Annotated in this window: 14 protein-coding genes; 3 read left to right on the top strand and 11 right to left on the bottom strand. The window is 60.3% G+C overall.

What is annotated here, in order from left to right:
- Nucleotides 1-14: 14 nt before the first annotated feature.
- The 8 genes from FJ428_RS02780 to FJ428_RS02745 all read right to left on the bottom strand — a co-directional run bounded on the left by FJ428_RS02780 (nucleotide 15) and on the right by FJ428_RS02745 (nucleotide 9,155).
- The gene (locus tag FJ428_RS02780; RefSeq protein ID WP_140878884.1) at nucleotides 15-1,259 is read right to left on the bottom strand and encodes a hypothetical protein; all 1,245 of its coding nucleotides are present in this window, start codon (nucleotides 1,257-1,259) and stop codon (nucleotides 15-17) included.
- 43 nt (nucleotides 1,260-1,302) lie between these two features.
- The gene (locus FJ428_RS02775; RefSeq protein ID WP_140878883.1) at nucleotides 1,303-2,307 is read right to left on the bottom strand and encodes a glycosyltransferase; all 1,005 of its coding nucleotides are present in this window, start codon (nucleotides 2,305-2,307) and stop codon (nucleotides 1,303-1,305) included.
- 126 nt (nucleotides 2,308-2,433) lie between these two features.
- Entirely contained in the window at nucleotides 2,434-3,771 is a 1,338-nt protein-coding gene (locus tag FJ428_RS02770; protein ID WP_181167189.1) for a glycosyltransferase, read from the bottom strand.
- Entirely contained in the window at nucleotides 3,749-4,501 is a 753-nt protein-coding gene (locus FJ428_RS02765) for a methyltransferase domain-containing protein (RefSeq protein WP_181167188.1), read from the bottom strand. Before FJ428_RS02765 ends, FJ428_RS02770 begins: the two co-directional genes overlap by 23 nt.
- Before the next feature lie 46 nt (nucleotides 4,502-4,547).
- Entirely contained in the window at nucleotides 4,548-5,573 is a 1,026-nt protein-coding gene (locus FJ428_RS02760) for an NAD-dependent epimerase (protein ID WP_140514855.1), read from the bottom strand.
- On the bottom strand, nucleotides 5,573-6,847 hold the full coding sequence (locus FJ428_RS02755) for a nucleotide sugar dehydrogenase (RefSeq protein ID WP_140624468.1): 1,275 nt from the start codon (nucleotides 6,845-6,847) through the stop codon (nucleotides 5,573-5,575). Before FJ428_RS02755 ends, FJ428_RS02760 begins: the two co-directional genes overlap by 1 nt.
- 41 nt (nucleotides 6,848-6,888) lie before the next feature.
- A complete protein-coding gene (locus FJ428_RS02750) occupies nucleotides 6,889-8,166 on the bottom strand; it encodes a sugar transferase (RefSeq protein ID WP_140520791.1) in 1,278 nt (425 codons plus the stop codon).
- A gap of 398 nt (nucleotides 8,167-8,564) precedes the next feature.
- Nucleotides 8,565-9,155 carry a biotin transporter BioY gene (locus FJ428_RS02745; RefSeq protein ID WP_140494902.1) on the bottom strand — a complete coding sequence of 197 codons (591 nt, stop codon included), beginning with the start codon at nucleotides 9,153-9,155 and terminating at the stop codon, nucleotides 8,565-8,567.
- Between the two features lie 117 nt (nucleotides 9,156-9,272).
- Here FJ428_RS02745 and FJ428_RS02740 point away from each other — a divergent pair, with 117 nt between their 5' ends.
- The gene (locus FJ428_RS02740) at nucleotides 9,273-10,181 is read left to right on the top strand and encodes an MBL fold metallo-hydrolase (RefSeq protein ID WP_140818662.1); all 909 of its coding nucleotides are present in this window, start codon (nucleotides 9,273-9,275) and stop codon (nucleotides 10,179-10,181) included.
- A gap of 10 nt (nucleotides 10,182-10,191) precedes the next feature.
- On the opposite strand, the gene FJ428_RS02735 is transcribed toward FJ428_RS02740, so the two are convergent.
- The gene (locus FJ428_RS02735) at nucleotides 10,192-10,977 is read right to left on the bottom strand and encodes a DUF1499 domain-containing protein (protein ID WP_140494907.1); all 786 of its coding nucleotides are present in this window, start codon (nucleotides 10,975-10,977) and stop codon (nucleotides 10,192-10,194) included.
- Between the two features lie 175 nt (nucleotides 10,978-11,152).
- Complete coding sequence (locus tag FJ428_RS02730; RefSeq protein ID WP_140878881.1) at nucleotides 11,153-12,781, bottom strand: fatty-acid--CoA ligase; 1,629 nt, start codon at nucleotides 12,779-12,781, stop codon at nucleotides 11,153-11,155.
- A 305-nt stretch (nucleotides 12,782-13,086) separates the two neighbouring features.
- Here FJ428_RS02730 and FJ428_RS02725 point away from each other — a divergent pair, with 305 nt between their 5' ends.
- Together FJ428_RS02725 and FJ428_RS02720 are read left to right on the top strand one after the other, a co-directional pair.
- Entirely contained in the window at nucleotides 13,087-13,443 is a 357-nt protein-coding gene (locus tag FJ428_RS02725; protein WP_140878880.1) for a hypothetical protein, read from the top strand.
- A 139-nt stretch (nucleotides 13,444-13,582) separates the two neighbouring features.
- Complete coding sequence (locus FJ428_RS02720) at nucleotides 13,583-13,972, top strand: DUF427 domain-containing protein (RefSeq protein WP_140685278.1); 390 nt, start codon at nucleotides 13,583-13,585, stop codon at nucleotides 13,970-13,972.
- A gap of 38 nt (nucleotides 13,973-14,010) precedes the next feature.
- On the opposite strand, the gene FJ428_RS02715 is transcribed toward FJ428_RS02720, so the two are convergent.
- Complete coding sequence (locus FJ428_RS02715; RefSeq protein WP_140878879.1) at nucleotides 14,011-14,751, bottom strand: polysaccharide deacetylase family protein; 741 nt, start codon at nucleotides 14,749-14,751, stop codon at nucleotides 14,011-14,013.
- Nucleotides 14,752-14,881 lie beyond the last annotated feature (130 nt).

Genomic DNA, 14,881 nt, shown 5'->3' with positions numbered 1-14,881 from the left:
CCGCCGTCACGTCCTCAGCCATTGTCTCGGCGCAAGGCCCGCGCCCCCTGCGCCATCACCTCGGCGGAGGCCGGTGGAAAACACTTCCGGTGCACATAAACCAAGCCAAAAATGAAAAGCGCAACGAGAACGGCTCGCTTGGCGGAGATGAAGGCGCCAAGCAGCTCCTTGCGCTGGATGTAGAATGTGAGATGGACGATGGCCACGATCAGCCCGGCCTTGAGCGTCGCGCTGCGCACATTGCGGATTATCGCCTCGACGGCAACACACACGAGCGACAGAATGACAACGAGCAGCGGAAATCCGGCATACCCGAAATTGGCAAAGAACTCCGCCCAGATGTTTGCAGCGACGCCACCACTGTAACCCGGAAATAGGAACGGCTGAACCTGCTCGTTGTAGGTGCATCCGTCCTTGCCAAAGACCGTATCCGAGAACGGAAACAGAGAAAGAGGCACCAGCCAAAGATTCGAGCACGGCAAGGTGTAGTCATATTTCACGACCAGATCCAGGTGAGCCAATGTCACGAACTGCTCCAACCCCACGAGAGCGGAATCGGACAATTGGTCGAATTGTATTTTCTGACCTACAAGTTCAAAATTTCCTGCTTTTATTGCGGCATATACTGCCTTGTACACTGCAAGAAAAAAGAATGCGCCAATTCCTCCAATTATGTATCTTTTCCTGATCAAAAGCAGGAAAATGTTCCTGTACCTTATGTACAAACAAGCTAAAATCGCGATCGCAACCGAAGAGCGATGCCCGATATAGAGCGTAAGCATCAGTCCCAGGCAGCTCAAGATGATGACCAGCCTGGATTTCTTCCACCCCGACAGGGCTCCGAACACCATGCCGATGATGCAGCTGTTGTAAAATACATACTGGATCCGCCCGGTAGATGACAAAACATCGGCCTTTGAGGCCGAAAAAAGTGCCGGATTTGCTATCGAAATCCCACCGAACACCACCAGCATCACAATTATTACGATCGACTCTCCCCGAACGTCGCCTTCGACTTCGAAATCTTGACGCCTTGGCATGAAGACCAGCATCGCGGCAGCAATGCAAGAAAGAGAAAGCGCAATGGCATATCCAGTGCCCGCGTGATATATGAAATCATACTTCCTTCTGCCGACATCAACATACTGAAATCCCCCGGTGACGAATGGCACAAAGTAGACCAAGCTCGACAAAAGCAACAACATTTGCGGCGTGAGCGCAAATGGTGAAACAAAATAATCTCGTTTGAGGTGCTTCACTTTCGTTCCATCGCCATCTGAATATTCGAATTGTTCTCACCCCTTAGCGGCTCAGGGACGATTTCTCCCACAGCAAGCCATACGAGTGCGCCATCCGCTCAAGCGAGAAATCCGCAGCGATGCGGTCGCGACATGCTTGCCGCCTGCTCGCCCAAGACCGGGTATCCTGGATTTCCGAAGCCATGATCTCGATGGAACGCGATAACGCGTCAGGGTTCCGCGGCGGAACGATCAATCCCGTGTTGCCGACAAGCATCGCGATGTCCCCGACGTCCGTTCCCACGCATGGCGTGCCGCATGCCATCGCCTCGGCAACCACGTTCGGAAAGGCTTCGCTGCTGGAGGCCAGCACATGAATGTCGAATGCATTCATCAAACCGGCAATGTCGTCGCTCGGCCCGAGAAGCTTCACCTTGTGGCGAACATCATAGCGCTCCAACAGCACGGCAAGCGCAGTGTTTTCAGCCGTCATACCCGGGCCGGCAAGAACACATTTGAAGGGAAGGCTCTTGTGCATCGACAGCCTGGACAGGGCAGCGAAGAGATTCTGGTGGTCCTTGTCGGGATGCCAACGAGCGACATTTCCGATAACGAACTGGCCATCACCTATCGACCAATCCCGACGGAGCCGCGCGCGCGCCCCGTCGTCCGGCTCGAACACGGCCAGATCGTAGCCATTCGGTATGATCGTCCAGTTCGAGCTCGAATATCCTGCATGGATGTGGCGCCGCGATGCATTTTGCGAGCAACTGACAATCCGAGCCGGGATGATACCGGATATGAGAGCGCATATCCTGTCCACGGCCCTGGTCGTAAAGGAGGCCGCCCGCGGATCCAGTCCGCAATTGTGCATCCCCCAAAGAACCGGCCTGATGCCGCCAAGCCGCGCCAGGACGCCTCCGACGAGGTTGGCGTGATACATCCAGCACTGAACCACGTCCGGCCGATAAGTCGAGAACACGCGCCTGAGCGAGGCGAGCCCCTTGAGACTCAACCTTCCCTTTGGCATCGCCAGGCAGGCGAGCGGTATTTTGGCCGCGCGAAGCAACGGGCCATATTTCCGTCACCCGAAAGCGAGACGACAAAATGGGAATGGCTGCGCTCGGCCGTGCACAGGCGGTACAGCGCTGCCTCGGCGCCGCCGTTCTCAAGTCCGGTGATGACGTGCAGGATCTTAATACGACCGCTCCTTCCCCACGGCGTTCGTGGGATCGACACCCATCGCGAGCAGGTAGGCGTCGGCCACCTTTTCGACACTGAAATCCCGCGCCCGACGCCTGACGTCCGGAGGATCAGTTTCATCAAGGGCGGCCATCACTTCTGCCGCAAAACCCTGGGCATCTCCGACCGCGGCGAGACGCCCCCACTTGCCGTCCTCCAGAATCTCGGCCGGACCGCTTTCGCAGTTGGTGCTCACCACGTTGGTCCCGCAAGCCATTGCTTCGATGATCGTGTTTGGAAATCCCTCCCTGCGGGAGGATTGAAGAAACAACGCTGCCCGCCGCATCCACGGATACGGATTCTTCGAAAAGCCGACCAGAGCGACCGAAGAATTCAGCTCGAGTTCGTCGATCAGGGTTTGAAGCGATCCCCGCAGCGGTCCTTCCCCGACAATGGCCAATTTGACGGCCCTCTTCGTCGCAATCCGCGCGAAGCTGCTTATGAGCGTGGCATGGTCTTTTGCGAAATCAAGCCGCCCAACGGCCACCAGCAAGATCCTGCCATCCTCGACCGCGAAGGGGTGATCGAGCGGTTCATCCGCCTGCTCTTCAACATGTTTGATGTCCAGCGGATTGTAGATCGTTTTGACGGAACTCCGGTGGACCCCGATGCTCTGGATCAGGTCTTCCGCGACGCCATGCGATACAGTGATGATCGTGTCGGCACGACCATAGGTCAGCCGCATGAGAAATGGCAGAAACTTCTCACGAACCAGCTTCGTATCCGCGACGGTCCTGGAAAGATTGCTCCTTTCGGATATCACGATCGGTATCCGGCGCAGCGAGAGCATGGACGAGACGATGCCAACGATATTGGCATGGGGTAACGCCGTCAGCATCACCCGCGGCTGCTCCCGCCTCAAATACCGGATCAAAGCCAATACGGAAAACAGCAACCGCGAGGCTCGGAGGTCCTGTATCCTTATCGTCTTCGGAACCAAAGCGAGATACTCGCCCGTCGCACACCCAAGCACCAGATCGATCGGCAAGCCGCGCCGGCCAAATTCGCTGGCCAGGGTGAGCATTGCCCGCTCGGTGCCGCCAGCACGAAGAGAGGGAATGAAGATAGCAATCCGAGCTGCTGGGTTGCCTGGCGATCTCTTGTCTTGGCGCGTGCACGTCACTCGGTTCGCCACCTTTCCTGGCCGGTCACGGCGAAAGCTTTTTGCTTGCGCCTGACCGTGCGCGATGAGCGATGCTCCACCCGGATACCAGGGAGACAGCCCGTCGCGTTCGGGTCCACCAAAGCGGAGAATATCCCTCGGGTGATCAATGTCTTCGCCGAAAGACATAGGCGTAGGTTTCGGCCGCATCCTTCCCGATGAGAAGCGCCGAGAGACCTAGCCAGAGGCGCCAGACAAGGAAGGCCGGCACGAAAGCGTAGAAGTATGAACTCCTCCAGAACAGATGACGCTGGACAAGCTCCAGGCCATTTTGCGCTGCGATCCTTTCCACCTCGCTCGGCAGGCATCTGTCATAGAAGGCTGGGAAGCCGTCGTGCCCCCTGCCCTTGTCCGGATAGACCGCAAACAGCAGGCGACGCTTGATCGCCTCGGGCAAGACCCGATTGAGCCTGGCGAAAACGGCGTTGCGTGAAGGCGAGAAAATGGCGACCGTGCCGCCCGGCCTTACGCAGCTGGCAATGCCGCGAAATGCGCCTTCGCCGTCGCGGACGTGCTCCAGAGTGGCCTGGCATATGACCAGATCGGCATCTCCCTTCCCCCTGAACGAAGTAAGGTCCGCCTCGATCCGCTCGTCATAGATCTCGCCCGGAGCCTTCGACAGTTCCTTGGCATCGCGGTCCACTCCGACGACAACCAGCCCCAGACGACGCTTCTCGGCTAGGCTTACAAGCGGCCTTGCTCCTCCGCCCAGATCATAGACCAGTGCGTTAGGTGTAAAGAGCACCGGTGCGATTTCCGCAGCAAAGGCGTGGTTGCCATCCACGCGCAGCCGTAGCGGCAAGGCTCGGTCCAGACACTCTGAGACCGCCACGTTCGTGCGAACAAAACCCCGCAGCAAAGACGCTATCCCGTCATCGATTTCGTGGACAAGACGTGACCTCCCCCTACCTCCGCTCAAAATAGGCCTGGTACCATTCGACGAACCGCCCGACGCCCTCCGTCACGGACGTGCCGGGACGATAGCCGACCGCCGCCTGCAGCGCCGAAGTATCGGCGAAAGTGTCAGGCACGTCGCCGGCCTGCAGCGGCAAGAGCTCCACGATGGCCTTGCGGCCAAGCGCGTTTTCAAGCGCCTCGACATAGGCGGTCAGCTTCACCGGGTTGTTGTTGCCGATGTTGAAAATGCGCCAAGGCGCGCTGCTCGTCGCAGGATCCGGATGACCGGAATCCCAGGCGGGGTTAGCCGCGGCGGGGCTGTCGCTGGTGCGGATCACGCCTTCGGCGATATCTTCGACATAGGTGAAGTCGCGTGTATGATTGCCGTTGTTGAACAGCTTGATCGGCTCGCCGGCCAGGATGTTCCTGGTGAACAGGAACAGCGCCATGTCGGGACGTCCCCAAGGGCCGTACACTGTGAAGAAACGCAAGCCCGTGGTCGGCAGCCCGAACAGGTGGCTGTAGCTGTGCGCCATCAGCTCGTTGGCGCGCTTGGTTGCGGCGTAGAACTGCAGCGGATGATCCGCCGGGCGATGCTCGGAAAACGGCATGTCGGTATTGGCGCCATAGACGCTCGACGTGCTGGCATAGGTCAGGTGGCCGACACGGCTGTTGCGGCAGGCCTCCAGCATGTTGGCGTAGGCGATAATGTTGCTCTCGACATAGGCGTGCGGGTTTTCAAGGCTGTAGCGGACGCCGGCCTGGGCGGCGAGATGGATCACCCTGTCGAAGGCGTGATCGGCAAAGCAGCCGTCCACCACGTTTCGCTCTGCGAGATTACCGTGGATGAAATGGTAGCCCGCATTGGTGTTGCGGCTTGCTTCGGCCAGAAGCCGCAGCCGCGCCTGCTTGATCTGCGGATCATAGTAGTCGTTGATGCTGTCTATGCCGACGACCTCGTCGCCACGTTCGAGCAGCCGCCTGGCGACGTGATAGCCTATGAAGCCGGCAGCGCCGGTGACCAGAACCTTCATCAGAACCGCCCGTCCGTAACATCCCTGGGGAATAGACCTTTGATGTCGTAGACGACGCTAGGGTCCTTGCAAAGCGCCCGAAGACCGGCAACGCCTAGGGTGTGAAACTGCCCGTGCCCCACGGCGACGACAACGCCATCGTAACGCGCGGCGGGCATCTCTTTAAAGCTCGTTACGCCAAAGGCGCGCGCGCATTCCTGCGCATCGACCCAAGGATCCCAGATATCGATGCCGGCATTGTACTGCCTCAGCTGCGCGACAATGTCGGCGACCTTGGAGTTTCTCAAGTCCGGACAGTTTTCCTTGAAGGCCGCGCCCATGACCAGAATCCGGCTGCCAACGACAGGTATGCCCTTGCGCATCATAAGGCGGGCCGTCTGGTCCGCTGCATGCCGGCCCATGCCGTCGTTGATGCGGCGACCGGCAAGAATCACCTCGGGATGATAGCCGAGTTCTTGAGCCTTGTGGGTCAGATAATAGGGATCGACGCCTATGCAGTGGCCGCCGACGAGACCAGGGCTGAAGCGCAGGAAATTCCATTTGGTGCCGGCCGCTTCCAGCACCTCCGACGTGTCGATGCCCAGTTTGCCGAAGATCAGCGACAATTCGTTCATCAAGGCGATATTGAGATCGCGTTGCGTGTTCTCGATGACCTTGGCTGCCTCGGCGACCGCGATGCTCGAGGCACGGTGCGTGCCGGCGGGAACGATCGAGGCATAGAGCGCGTCGATAGCGTCCGCCACCTCCGGCGTGGAGCCGCTGGTGACCTTGACGATCGTCTGCAGCCGGTGCTCGCGGTCGCCGGGGTTGATGCGCTCAGGACTGTAGCCCAGGAAGAAGTCTTCGTTGTAGCGCAGACCGGAATGTTTCTCGATCAGCGGCGCACACACCTCTTGCGTACAGCCGGGATAGACGGTCGATTCAAAGATTACCACCGCACCGGGGGAGATCACCTCGCCGACCGTGGCGGACGCCATGACAAGGGGCTTCAGGTCCGGCCGGTTGGCCCTGTCGATCGGAGTGGGGACAGTGACGATGAAAACTCCGCAATCCCGCAGATCGACCTTGTCGCTGGTGAACCGCAGCCGCGTGGCGGCGTCGATTTCATCTCTGCTGGCCTCAAGCGTGTGATCCTCGCCACACCTCAGCGCATCCACACGCGATTGGCTGATGTCGAAGCCGACGACGTCCCTGATCGCTCCGAGGGCCACCGCCAGCGGCAAACCCACATAGCCAAGCCCGATGACAGCTATTTTCCTGGAGCCGAGGTCCATTTGCTTCCTATCCGGCAAACCTTAATCAGCCACGGCCTCCGCTATCGCGCACCATGGCCGGTAATCATCGTCTTTATGGTTCTGAGGGTGATGAGAACATCAAGCCAAGGCGAGAAGTTCTTTATGTAGTAAAAATCGTAGTGTAATTTCTCCATCACATCGTCGACCGCCGCGACATGCCCCTGGTTTACTTGCGCCCACCCGCTCACACCTGGCCTGACGATGTGCCGGTAGCGATAGAACGGCAATTCCGCCTCATACCAGTGCGACAGGACGACAGCCTCGGGCCGTGGCCCGATCCAACTCATTTCGCCGCGCAGGATGTTGATGGCCTGCGGCAGCTCGTCGATCCTGAACTTGCGTAAAAAACGCCCTATCCGGGTGATGCGATCGTCGTCACGTTTCGTAATCGCCTTGTCCTTGTCGCTGCCAATGCCGGCTTGCTGCCTCATCGAGCGAAACTTGTAGACCGTGTAGATCCGGCCCCTGTAGCCAATGCGGGGCTGGCGAAACAGCACCGGGCCCTCCGAGTCCAGCCGGATCAGCAGCGCGATCAGCACCACGAAAGGTGAAAGAGCCACGACCATGACAAGCGCGGAGATCCAGTCGATTGCCTGCTTGATCTTGAGATAGGCCTGGTTCGGATTGAGCGAGCCGAGCGTGTTTTCCGACAGGTGTTCGATCTCGACGCGGCCGGTCAGCGACTCGCTGACCTGCTTGACGTGGTAGACCGGCGTGCCCGAAAGAGCCCGGTCCGCGATGTATCGTTCCCATTCGGCGTCAAGGTCGGCCCGCAGATCGACAACCACGCCATTCGCCCGTTCGATGACGGTGCCAGGCGAAGTGATCCAGAACCAATGCACTCCCGGCAGTGTCCTTAGGCGCTCTACGTTCCCGCCGGGAATGACGACCAGCCGGTACGGTTCGAGATGCCGCGTTATGATGCTCAGGCCAAAATACCAGAGCGTGGACTGGGTGAAGCTGGCAGCCGCCTGAAACCGGCTGTACTCGAAACGAAAAAAGAAAATAGTCAGGAAAACAAGCCCGTAGGACAGCACAAATGTCGGCAGGATGTAGCTGGCAGCGGCCACGCCGGGGAAATTCCCGATACGCCGATAGGCAAGGAAGCCTGCTACATGCGCAATGACCGCGGCAGCGACGGTTACCTGGAGATTGGCGACGTAGACCGCATCGGGTTTGAAGGCGATCCGGATGAGGGCCGGCGCGACGATCGCGAACGTCAGTCCGCCAATAAGTTGAAAGCGAATTCTGAACAGGAAGTGCCGGCTTCCGACAAGAGTTGATGTTGCGACATTCAACTTCTTCCCCCCTCGAAGCTGCCATGTCGGCGATTGCCATTGCAATAATGCGCTTGGCTTGGCCGTTCCTTCGCAAAGCGGAATCGGGCCTCTCGCTACTGGCTGTTCGACTCAGTCGAAGATCAAGAGCTACGACACTGTAACGATACCAGCAAGTATCTATTTACACTGTAGCAATCGGCAGGATTTTTTATCAATCGCGTCGCTGAATGCGGTTCAAAAGCTATCGCTAATAAATTGGCTTACTGCCCGCCATCGAGAATGTCTGGACGCATGAAGGTAAATGGATGTTCGTATCTCTGGTGACTGGCTGGCTGCTTGGCCAAGACCTCCCAGTCACATCCGTCCGACCTGGATGAACCAGGTTCTTCCCCGGAATGCCTCAGTGGATCGCTAGTTCAGTTGCGCTTCAGCAGCGACCAGACGGCGGGCACCAGGCTTGCGGCCAGGGCAACCTTGATCAGATCACCGACGATGAACGGCACGACCCCGAACTGCCAGGATTTTTCCGGACCGATGAGCATCGCCAGCCAGGCAAAACCCATGGCCATCATGACGAACTCGGCAACCAGCATCGCGTTGAAAAGCTTGATCGGATGGCGATCCCAGCCGCGATCGGCGGCCCAGCCGGCAATCGCCGCCATGACCACGAAGCCGGCGAGATAGCCGCCGGTCGAGCCGAGCATGTAGGCAATGCCAATTCCCTTTTCCGGCGTGCTCTGGAAGACCGGGAAGCCCATCGCGCCCTCGGCCATATAGAGCAGCAGGGTGGCGACGCCGAGCCGCAGGCCGAAAGCGGCCCCGATCAGCAGGACGGCGAGCGTCTGCATCGAAATATCGACGGGCCCCAGAACCACCTTGGTCTTGGCCGACAGGGTCAGGAGCAATGTCCCGGCTATCGCCAGGAAGAACTGCGTTGCCAGCCGCGCCGCGCCATCTTGCGGCAGAGCCAGAGAAACAAGCGGGCGCATCGTCGTTGCAGTTGCCATGGTCTTCCCCATCCGAGTGCCGCCATCCGATGATCGCGGTCTTGCGTTTTCCTATATTGGCTTGCGTGCTATGCGGCAATCGGTTTTGCCATTCCCGCAACAGGCATCGACACCGCCATGGCCCTCGAATTCGATACCAGCTTCGATCCCTGCTACGGCGGGGGCGTCAGCGTCGCGCCCGACGTGCAGCGCGTCACGGCCCGAAATCCAAGTCCCTTCACCTTTCACGGCACCAACAGCTACATCGTCGGACGCGATACGCTGGCAGTGATCGATCCGGGGCCGGATGACGACGCTCACCTTCGCACCTTGCTCGACGTCATCGCCGGCAGGCCGGTCAGCCACATTTTCGTCAGCCACACGCATCGCGACCATTCCCCGCTGGCGGCACGGCTGAAGCAGGAGACCGGAGCCCAGGTGATGGCGGAAGGGCCGCACCGGCCGGCAAGGCCATTGCATATTGGCGAGATCAACGCGCTCGATGCCAGCGCCGATACCGCTTTCGTTCCCGATCTCGCGCTGCCGGACGGCGCGCTGGTCGCCGGCGACGGCTGGGCAATCCGCACGGTCCTGACCCCCGGCCATACCGCCAACCACGCGGCATTCGCGCTGGAGGGCACCGGCATCCTGTTTTCGGCCGACCACGTCATGGCGTGGGCGACCTCCATCGTCGCGCCGCCGGACGGGGCGATGGCGGACTACATGGCCTCGCTGGACCGGCTGATCGAACGCGGTGACCGCCTGCTGCTGCCCGGCCACGGCGGGCCGGTGACGGCACCGCGAGGCTTCATGCGCGGATTGAAGACCCATCGCAAAATGCGCGAACGGGCCATATTGGAGCGGATCCGCGCGGGCGACCGCACGATCGCAGACATGGTCAAGGCGATCTACAGGGATACCGACCCGCGGCTGCATGGCGCCGCCGGGTTGTCGGTGCTTGCCCATCTGGAGGATCTGGTGGCGCGCGGCCTGGTCGCGACAGACGCCGCGCCGGCCATAGACGGCATTTTTAGGCCAGCCCCTTAGGCCCGAGCATCTATTCGGCCGGAGCCGCGCCGACCTGGCCGGCGACTTCCTGGTCCAACTCCGCCAGAAAGTCGGTGATGCGCGCAGCGTTGTCGCCGAGGTCGTAGCGGCCGTAGCGGGAAGCCGACCGCATGTCGACGAGAACCGTATCCCCGTCGTCCGTGATGCGAATTGCCACGTCTGCGGGGAGGCCCAACACGAAGCTCCTGGCGACAGCGGTAATCGTCACGTCGCTTTGCCCGGCGAGTTCGGGATAGGGTCCGGTAAGATCCCAATTGCGGCGGTCGAGCACGGTTTCAACGGCAGTGACGACGGTCTCGAACGGCAGGTCGTAGCTGCGCGCGGTGACAAGCGGATAGCTGTCGGTCTGCAACCGCTGCTCGCCGGGCGTCGGCGGCGAGAGCACGTTCATGTCCTTCGTGCGACCGGTGACGTCGAGTGCCGGCGGTTCGTCGAAATCGGTCGAAATATCCCTGAGCGGCGGAAAGATTGTCGCCCAATAGGCGGCGATGCCATAGGGGGTCAGCACCAGCACTGCCAGCAAGACGCCGACCGTGATGTCGCGGCCGCCATAGTCGCCAAAATTCCACACCCTCGAGAAGGCAAATCCGGCGAACAGCAGCGCCAGCGCCGCCAACAGCGCGACGATAGCCAACACCCACAGGAACACCGGCGTTTCAACGAGGTTGAAATAATGGCCGACGAACACGGTCAGCAAAAGCACCGCCGAAAAAGCAGCGGTGCGCCGCGACCATCCGGCAGCCTTCGACGTTTGCCGTTCCGAAATGCTGACCATGTTTCTCTGCGTCATCCCAAGCCGAAGAAGACTTAGCGCATGGCCACCAAAATCGGAATCGATTTTCGAGGAGGATCGTGCGCCAGTTGGAAATGCTATCGTGCCCTGCCGGAAAGGTGCACGTCGCTGCACTGTCCTTTTACGACCGCATCAGGCCGAGACACGCAATATCGCGTCAATCCGTCGGCAAGCGATAGTCGCTGAATTGCTGGCGCAAGGTGATCTTCTGGATCTTGCCGGTGGCGGTGTGCGGAATTTCGCCGACGAAAGCGACGTCGTCGGGCATCCACCATTTGGCCACCTTACCGTCGAGAAAACCAAGGATATCGGTTTTGGTCGGTTCCTTGCCCGGCTTGCGGACAACCACCAGCAAAGGCCGCTCGCCCCATTTCGAATGAGGGACGCCAATGGCGGCTGCCTCGGCGACATCGGGATGGCCGACGGCCAGATTCTCCAGGTCGATGGTCGAAATCCATTCGCCGCCGGACTTGATGACGTCCTTGGCGCGATCGGTGATCTGCATATAGCCGCCAGCGTCGATGTGGGCGACATCCCCGGTATCGAACCAGCCGTCCTCGTCGAACTGCTCCGAGCCGGCGCCGCCGTAGTAGGCGCTGGCCACCGCGGGGCCGCGCACCTTCAGCCGCCCGAATGTCTTGCCGTCCCAAGGCAGCGCGTTGCCGTCGTCGTCCGTCACCTTCATCTCGACGCCGAAGGGCGGGTAACCCTGCTTGCCCTGGACATCGAGCCGGGCGTCACCCTGAAGGCTTTCATAGTCCGGCTTCAGCGTACACAGTGTGCCGAGCGGCGACATTTCGGTCATGCCCCAGGCGTGGACGACCTGGACATCGTAATTGTCCTGGAATTTCTTGGTGATGATGCGTGGGCATGACGAGCCGCCGATGACGACCTTGTTGAGGTAGGGCAGCTTCCTGCCGGTCTCCTCCAGATATTGCAGCAGCATCATCCACACGGTCGGCACGGCGGCACTGAAGGTTACTTTCTCGGTGTCGAGCAATTCATAGATGGAGGCGCCGTCCATCTTGCAGCCCGGCATGACAAGCTTGGCGCCGATCATCGGTGCGCTCTGGCCAAGGCCCCAGGCATTGGCGTGGAACATCGGAACCACCGGCAGGATCGTGTCGCGCGAAGACAGGCCCATCGCGTCGGGCATGGCGGCGATCATGGCGTGCAGGACATTCGAGCGGTGACTGTAGACGACGCCCTTTGGATCGCCAGTGGTTCCAGACGTATAGCACATGCCGGCGGCGGTGCCTTCGTCGAAGCTTTTCCAGGCGAAATCGCCATCGGCCTCGTCGAGCCATTCTTCGTAGGCGACGACGTTGGGCAGCGTGGTCTGCGGCAGATGCGCCCTGTTGGTCAGCACGATCACCTGTTTCAGGGACTTGACCGCGCCGGCGATCTTCTCGATCAAAGGGAGGAAAGTCAGGTCGACAAAGACCGCCTTGTCTTCGGCATGGTTCATGATCCAGACGATCTGCTCGGGAAACAGCCGCGGGTTGAGCGTGTGATAGATCGCGCCGATGCCCATGATGCCATACCAGGCCTCGATGTGGCGCGCCGTGTTCCAGGCCAGCGTCGCAATGCGGTCGCCCAGCCGATAGCCGTCACGCTCCAGGCGCTGGGAGACCTTCAGGGCGCGACGGTGGATGCTGGCGTAGGTTGTGCGCACGATCGGACCTTCGATCGAGCGCGATACGATCTCTCGCGCGCCATGCTGCCGCTCTGCGTTGTCGATAAGCTTATGGCAAAGAAGCGGCCATTCCTGCATCAGCCCCAGCATTCGTTCCTCCCTTACGCTCCTCGCTTTTGTTGCCATTGTGAAGCGAACCGGTGGATTGTCCAGCCACCGCCGGGTGGCGAAGCAAATCCGGATGCCGGTCGCGCAGGCAAGCGATCGAATCGCGTCTTTCTTGGAGGTCCGAATGCCTGGCGCTCATGTCATAGGACCGGCGGCCTTGAAATCCATTATATCAGAGAAGTCTAAATTACTCGACCGAGAGGAGAATCCGCCACAATCCGGCCATCGTCGGCATTAAGTTTCGTTAATGGGCAAAGGGGTGCGATTGGCGACTGAAAGAGGTTCGCATGGACACGCAGCTCGACGATAAGGCACTGGAAAGCACGCTTGCCGAAAGCCTGGGCGATCTGGCGCCGGACACAAAGACTGTTTCCGAAGATGAATTTGTTGAAGTTGTCGGCGGTGCGCTCGAAGCGGTCGGCGGCACGCTGCTGTTCAAGATGTGCGTTCAGAGCGAAGGGGAAGGCGAGCACGTCGCCGCGGCGTCCGTGGGCGATGGCGGCAATCGTCAATTCCTGCTGCTCACCCTGCCGACCGGCGGCGGCCACTTGAAGGTCGAGACCGCATCCAGGAGCAGCAATCCCGTGGCCGGTATCGCGGCCGCCTATGCCGGCCTGATGGACGCGTTCAGAACCGCGGCCTGAGCCTCGCCGGACAAGGTCATCGCTAAAAATGCCGTCGGCAGCGCACACGGCTGGAGATCGATTGCGGATTGCCGGCGACAGTCGCCCTTGCGCAAACCACCTCGTCGACACACTTAAAGCTGAGACGAGGAGAAACAGCATGGACAAGATCGCCAACCCGGCACCCGGCTTCCAGCGCAATCCCGATAAGGTCATCACCGTCGAACCGTATAAGGGCACCGTCACCGTGCGTGCAGGCGACACTGTTATCGCCTCATCGACGAACGCCAAGGTGCTGACGGAAGCGCCCTATCCGGCCGCCTTTTACATCCCGTTCGCAGACATCGATTTCAACAAGCTGAGCGGCACGCAATCCTCCACCCATTGTCCCTACAAGGGCGACGCAAGCTACTGGAGCGTGCTGCCTGCCGGCGAGGCAGGCAAGGATGCGATGTGGGCCTATGAGCAGCCTTTCGACGAACTGGCTGAAATCCGCAACCACGGCGCGTTCTACGCAAGCAAGGTCAGCATCGAAGCCAAGCCAGCCTGAACGGACGAACGAGGAGGCCGGACCTGCCGTCCTGCCGATCAGTCGGTGGTGCCGTTATTGCCGAAGCCTTCGGCATCGTCGAGCCGCACGAAGGTCAGACCCTTCTGCTTGAGCGCCAGCAGGCCCTGCACGACGCCCTCCCCGGCGGCATGGGTCGGCTGGTTGATATGGGCGATGATGACGTCGCCGTCCTTGGCAGCTCCTATGCGCCTTGTGGTTTCCCTGGCGCCGAGCAGTGACCCGCCATCGCCATTGATCGAGAAGCCGGCGATCTTGAAGCCCAGCTTGCGGATCATGGCGATCGCCGACGGACTATACTCCGCGGTCGCGCCACGAAACCATTTCGGCGCCGGCTCGCCAGTCCCGGCCAAGGCGACGGCGCCCGACTCGACCTCGGCCAGAACCGCTTCCGGACTGCCGGCGCTGCGTATGCCATAGATCTTCTGCGGCGTGTCGACGGCCGGGATGTGATGGCCGCCGTGGTTTTCCAGTTCGAACAGGTCGGGATGCGCCCGCATGATCTCGACGGCGGCGGCGTTCCGCTTCAGCCAGATGCCGGTGACGAAGATGGTCGCAGGTATCCTGTTTTCCACCAGCGCCGAGAGGATGCGGTTGTCGGTCCGTCCGCCGCAGGCATCGAGGGTCAAGGCAACGCGCCCGGCTCCGCCTGTATCGCGCTTGATGTGCAGGATCGGTTCGATCAGGGATGCGGCATGGCCGCTGGACACCACGGCCAAAGACATGACGACAATGCAGAGATTTTTTTGCAGCAGGCGCATCAAATCCAATTCCAATCGGGCGTTTAACGCAGGCATCCCAAGACCCGCATGAAGGCGAAAATCGGGAGCTGGATAGCAGAAAAGCACCAGACGCGACAATCTCACCGTCTTGCGGCAGTTCCTCGTTCCG

This window comes from Mesorhizobium sp. B2-8-1 (genome assembly GCF_006440955.1).
GTDB lineage: Bacteria > Pseudomonadota > Alphaproteobacteria > Rhizobiales > Rhizobiaceae > Mesorhizobium.
The sequence above is the reverse complement of the archived record's forward strand: the minus strand, read 5'-3'. Positions and strand labels throughout refer to the sequence as shown.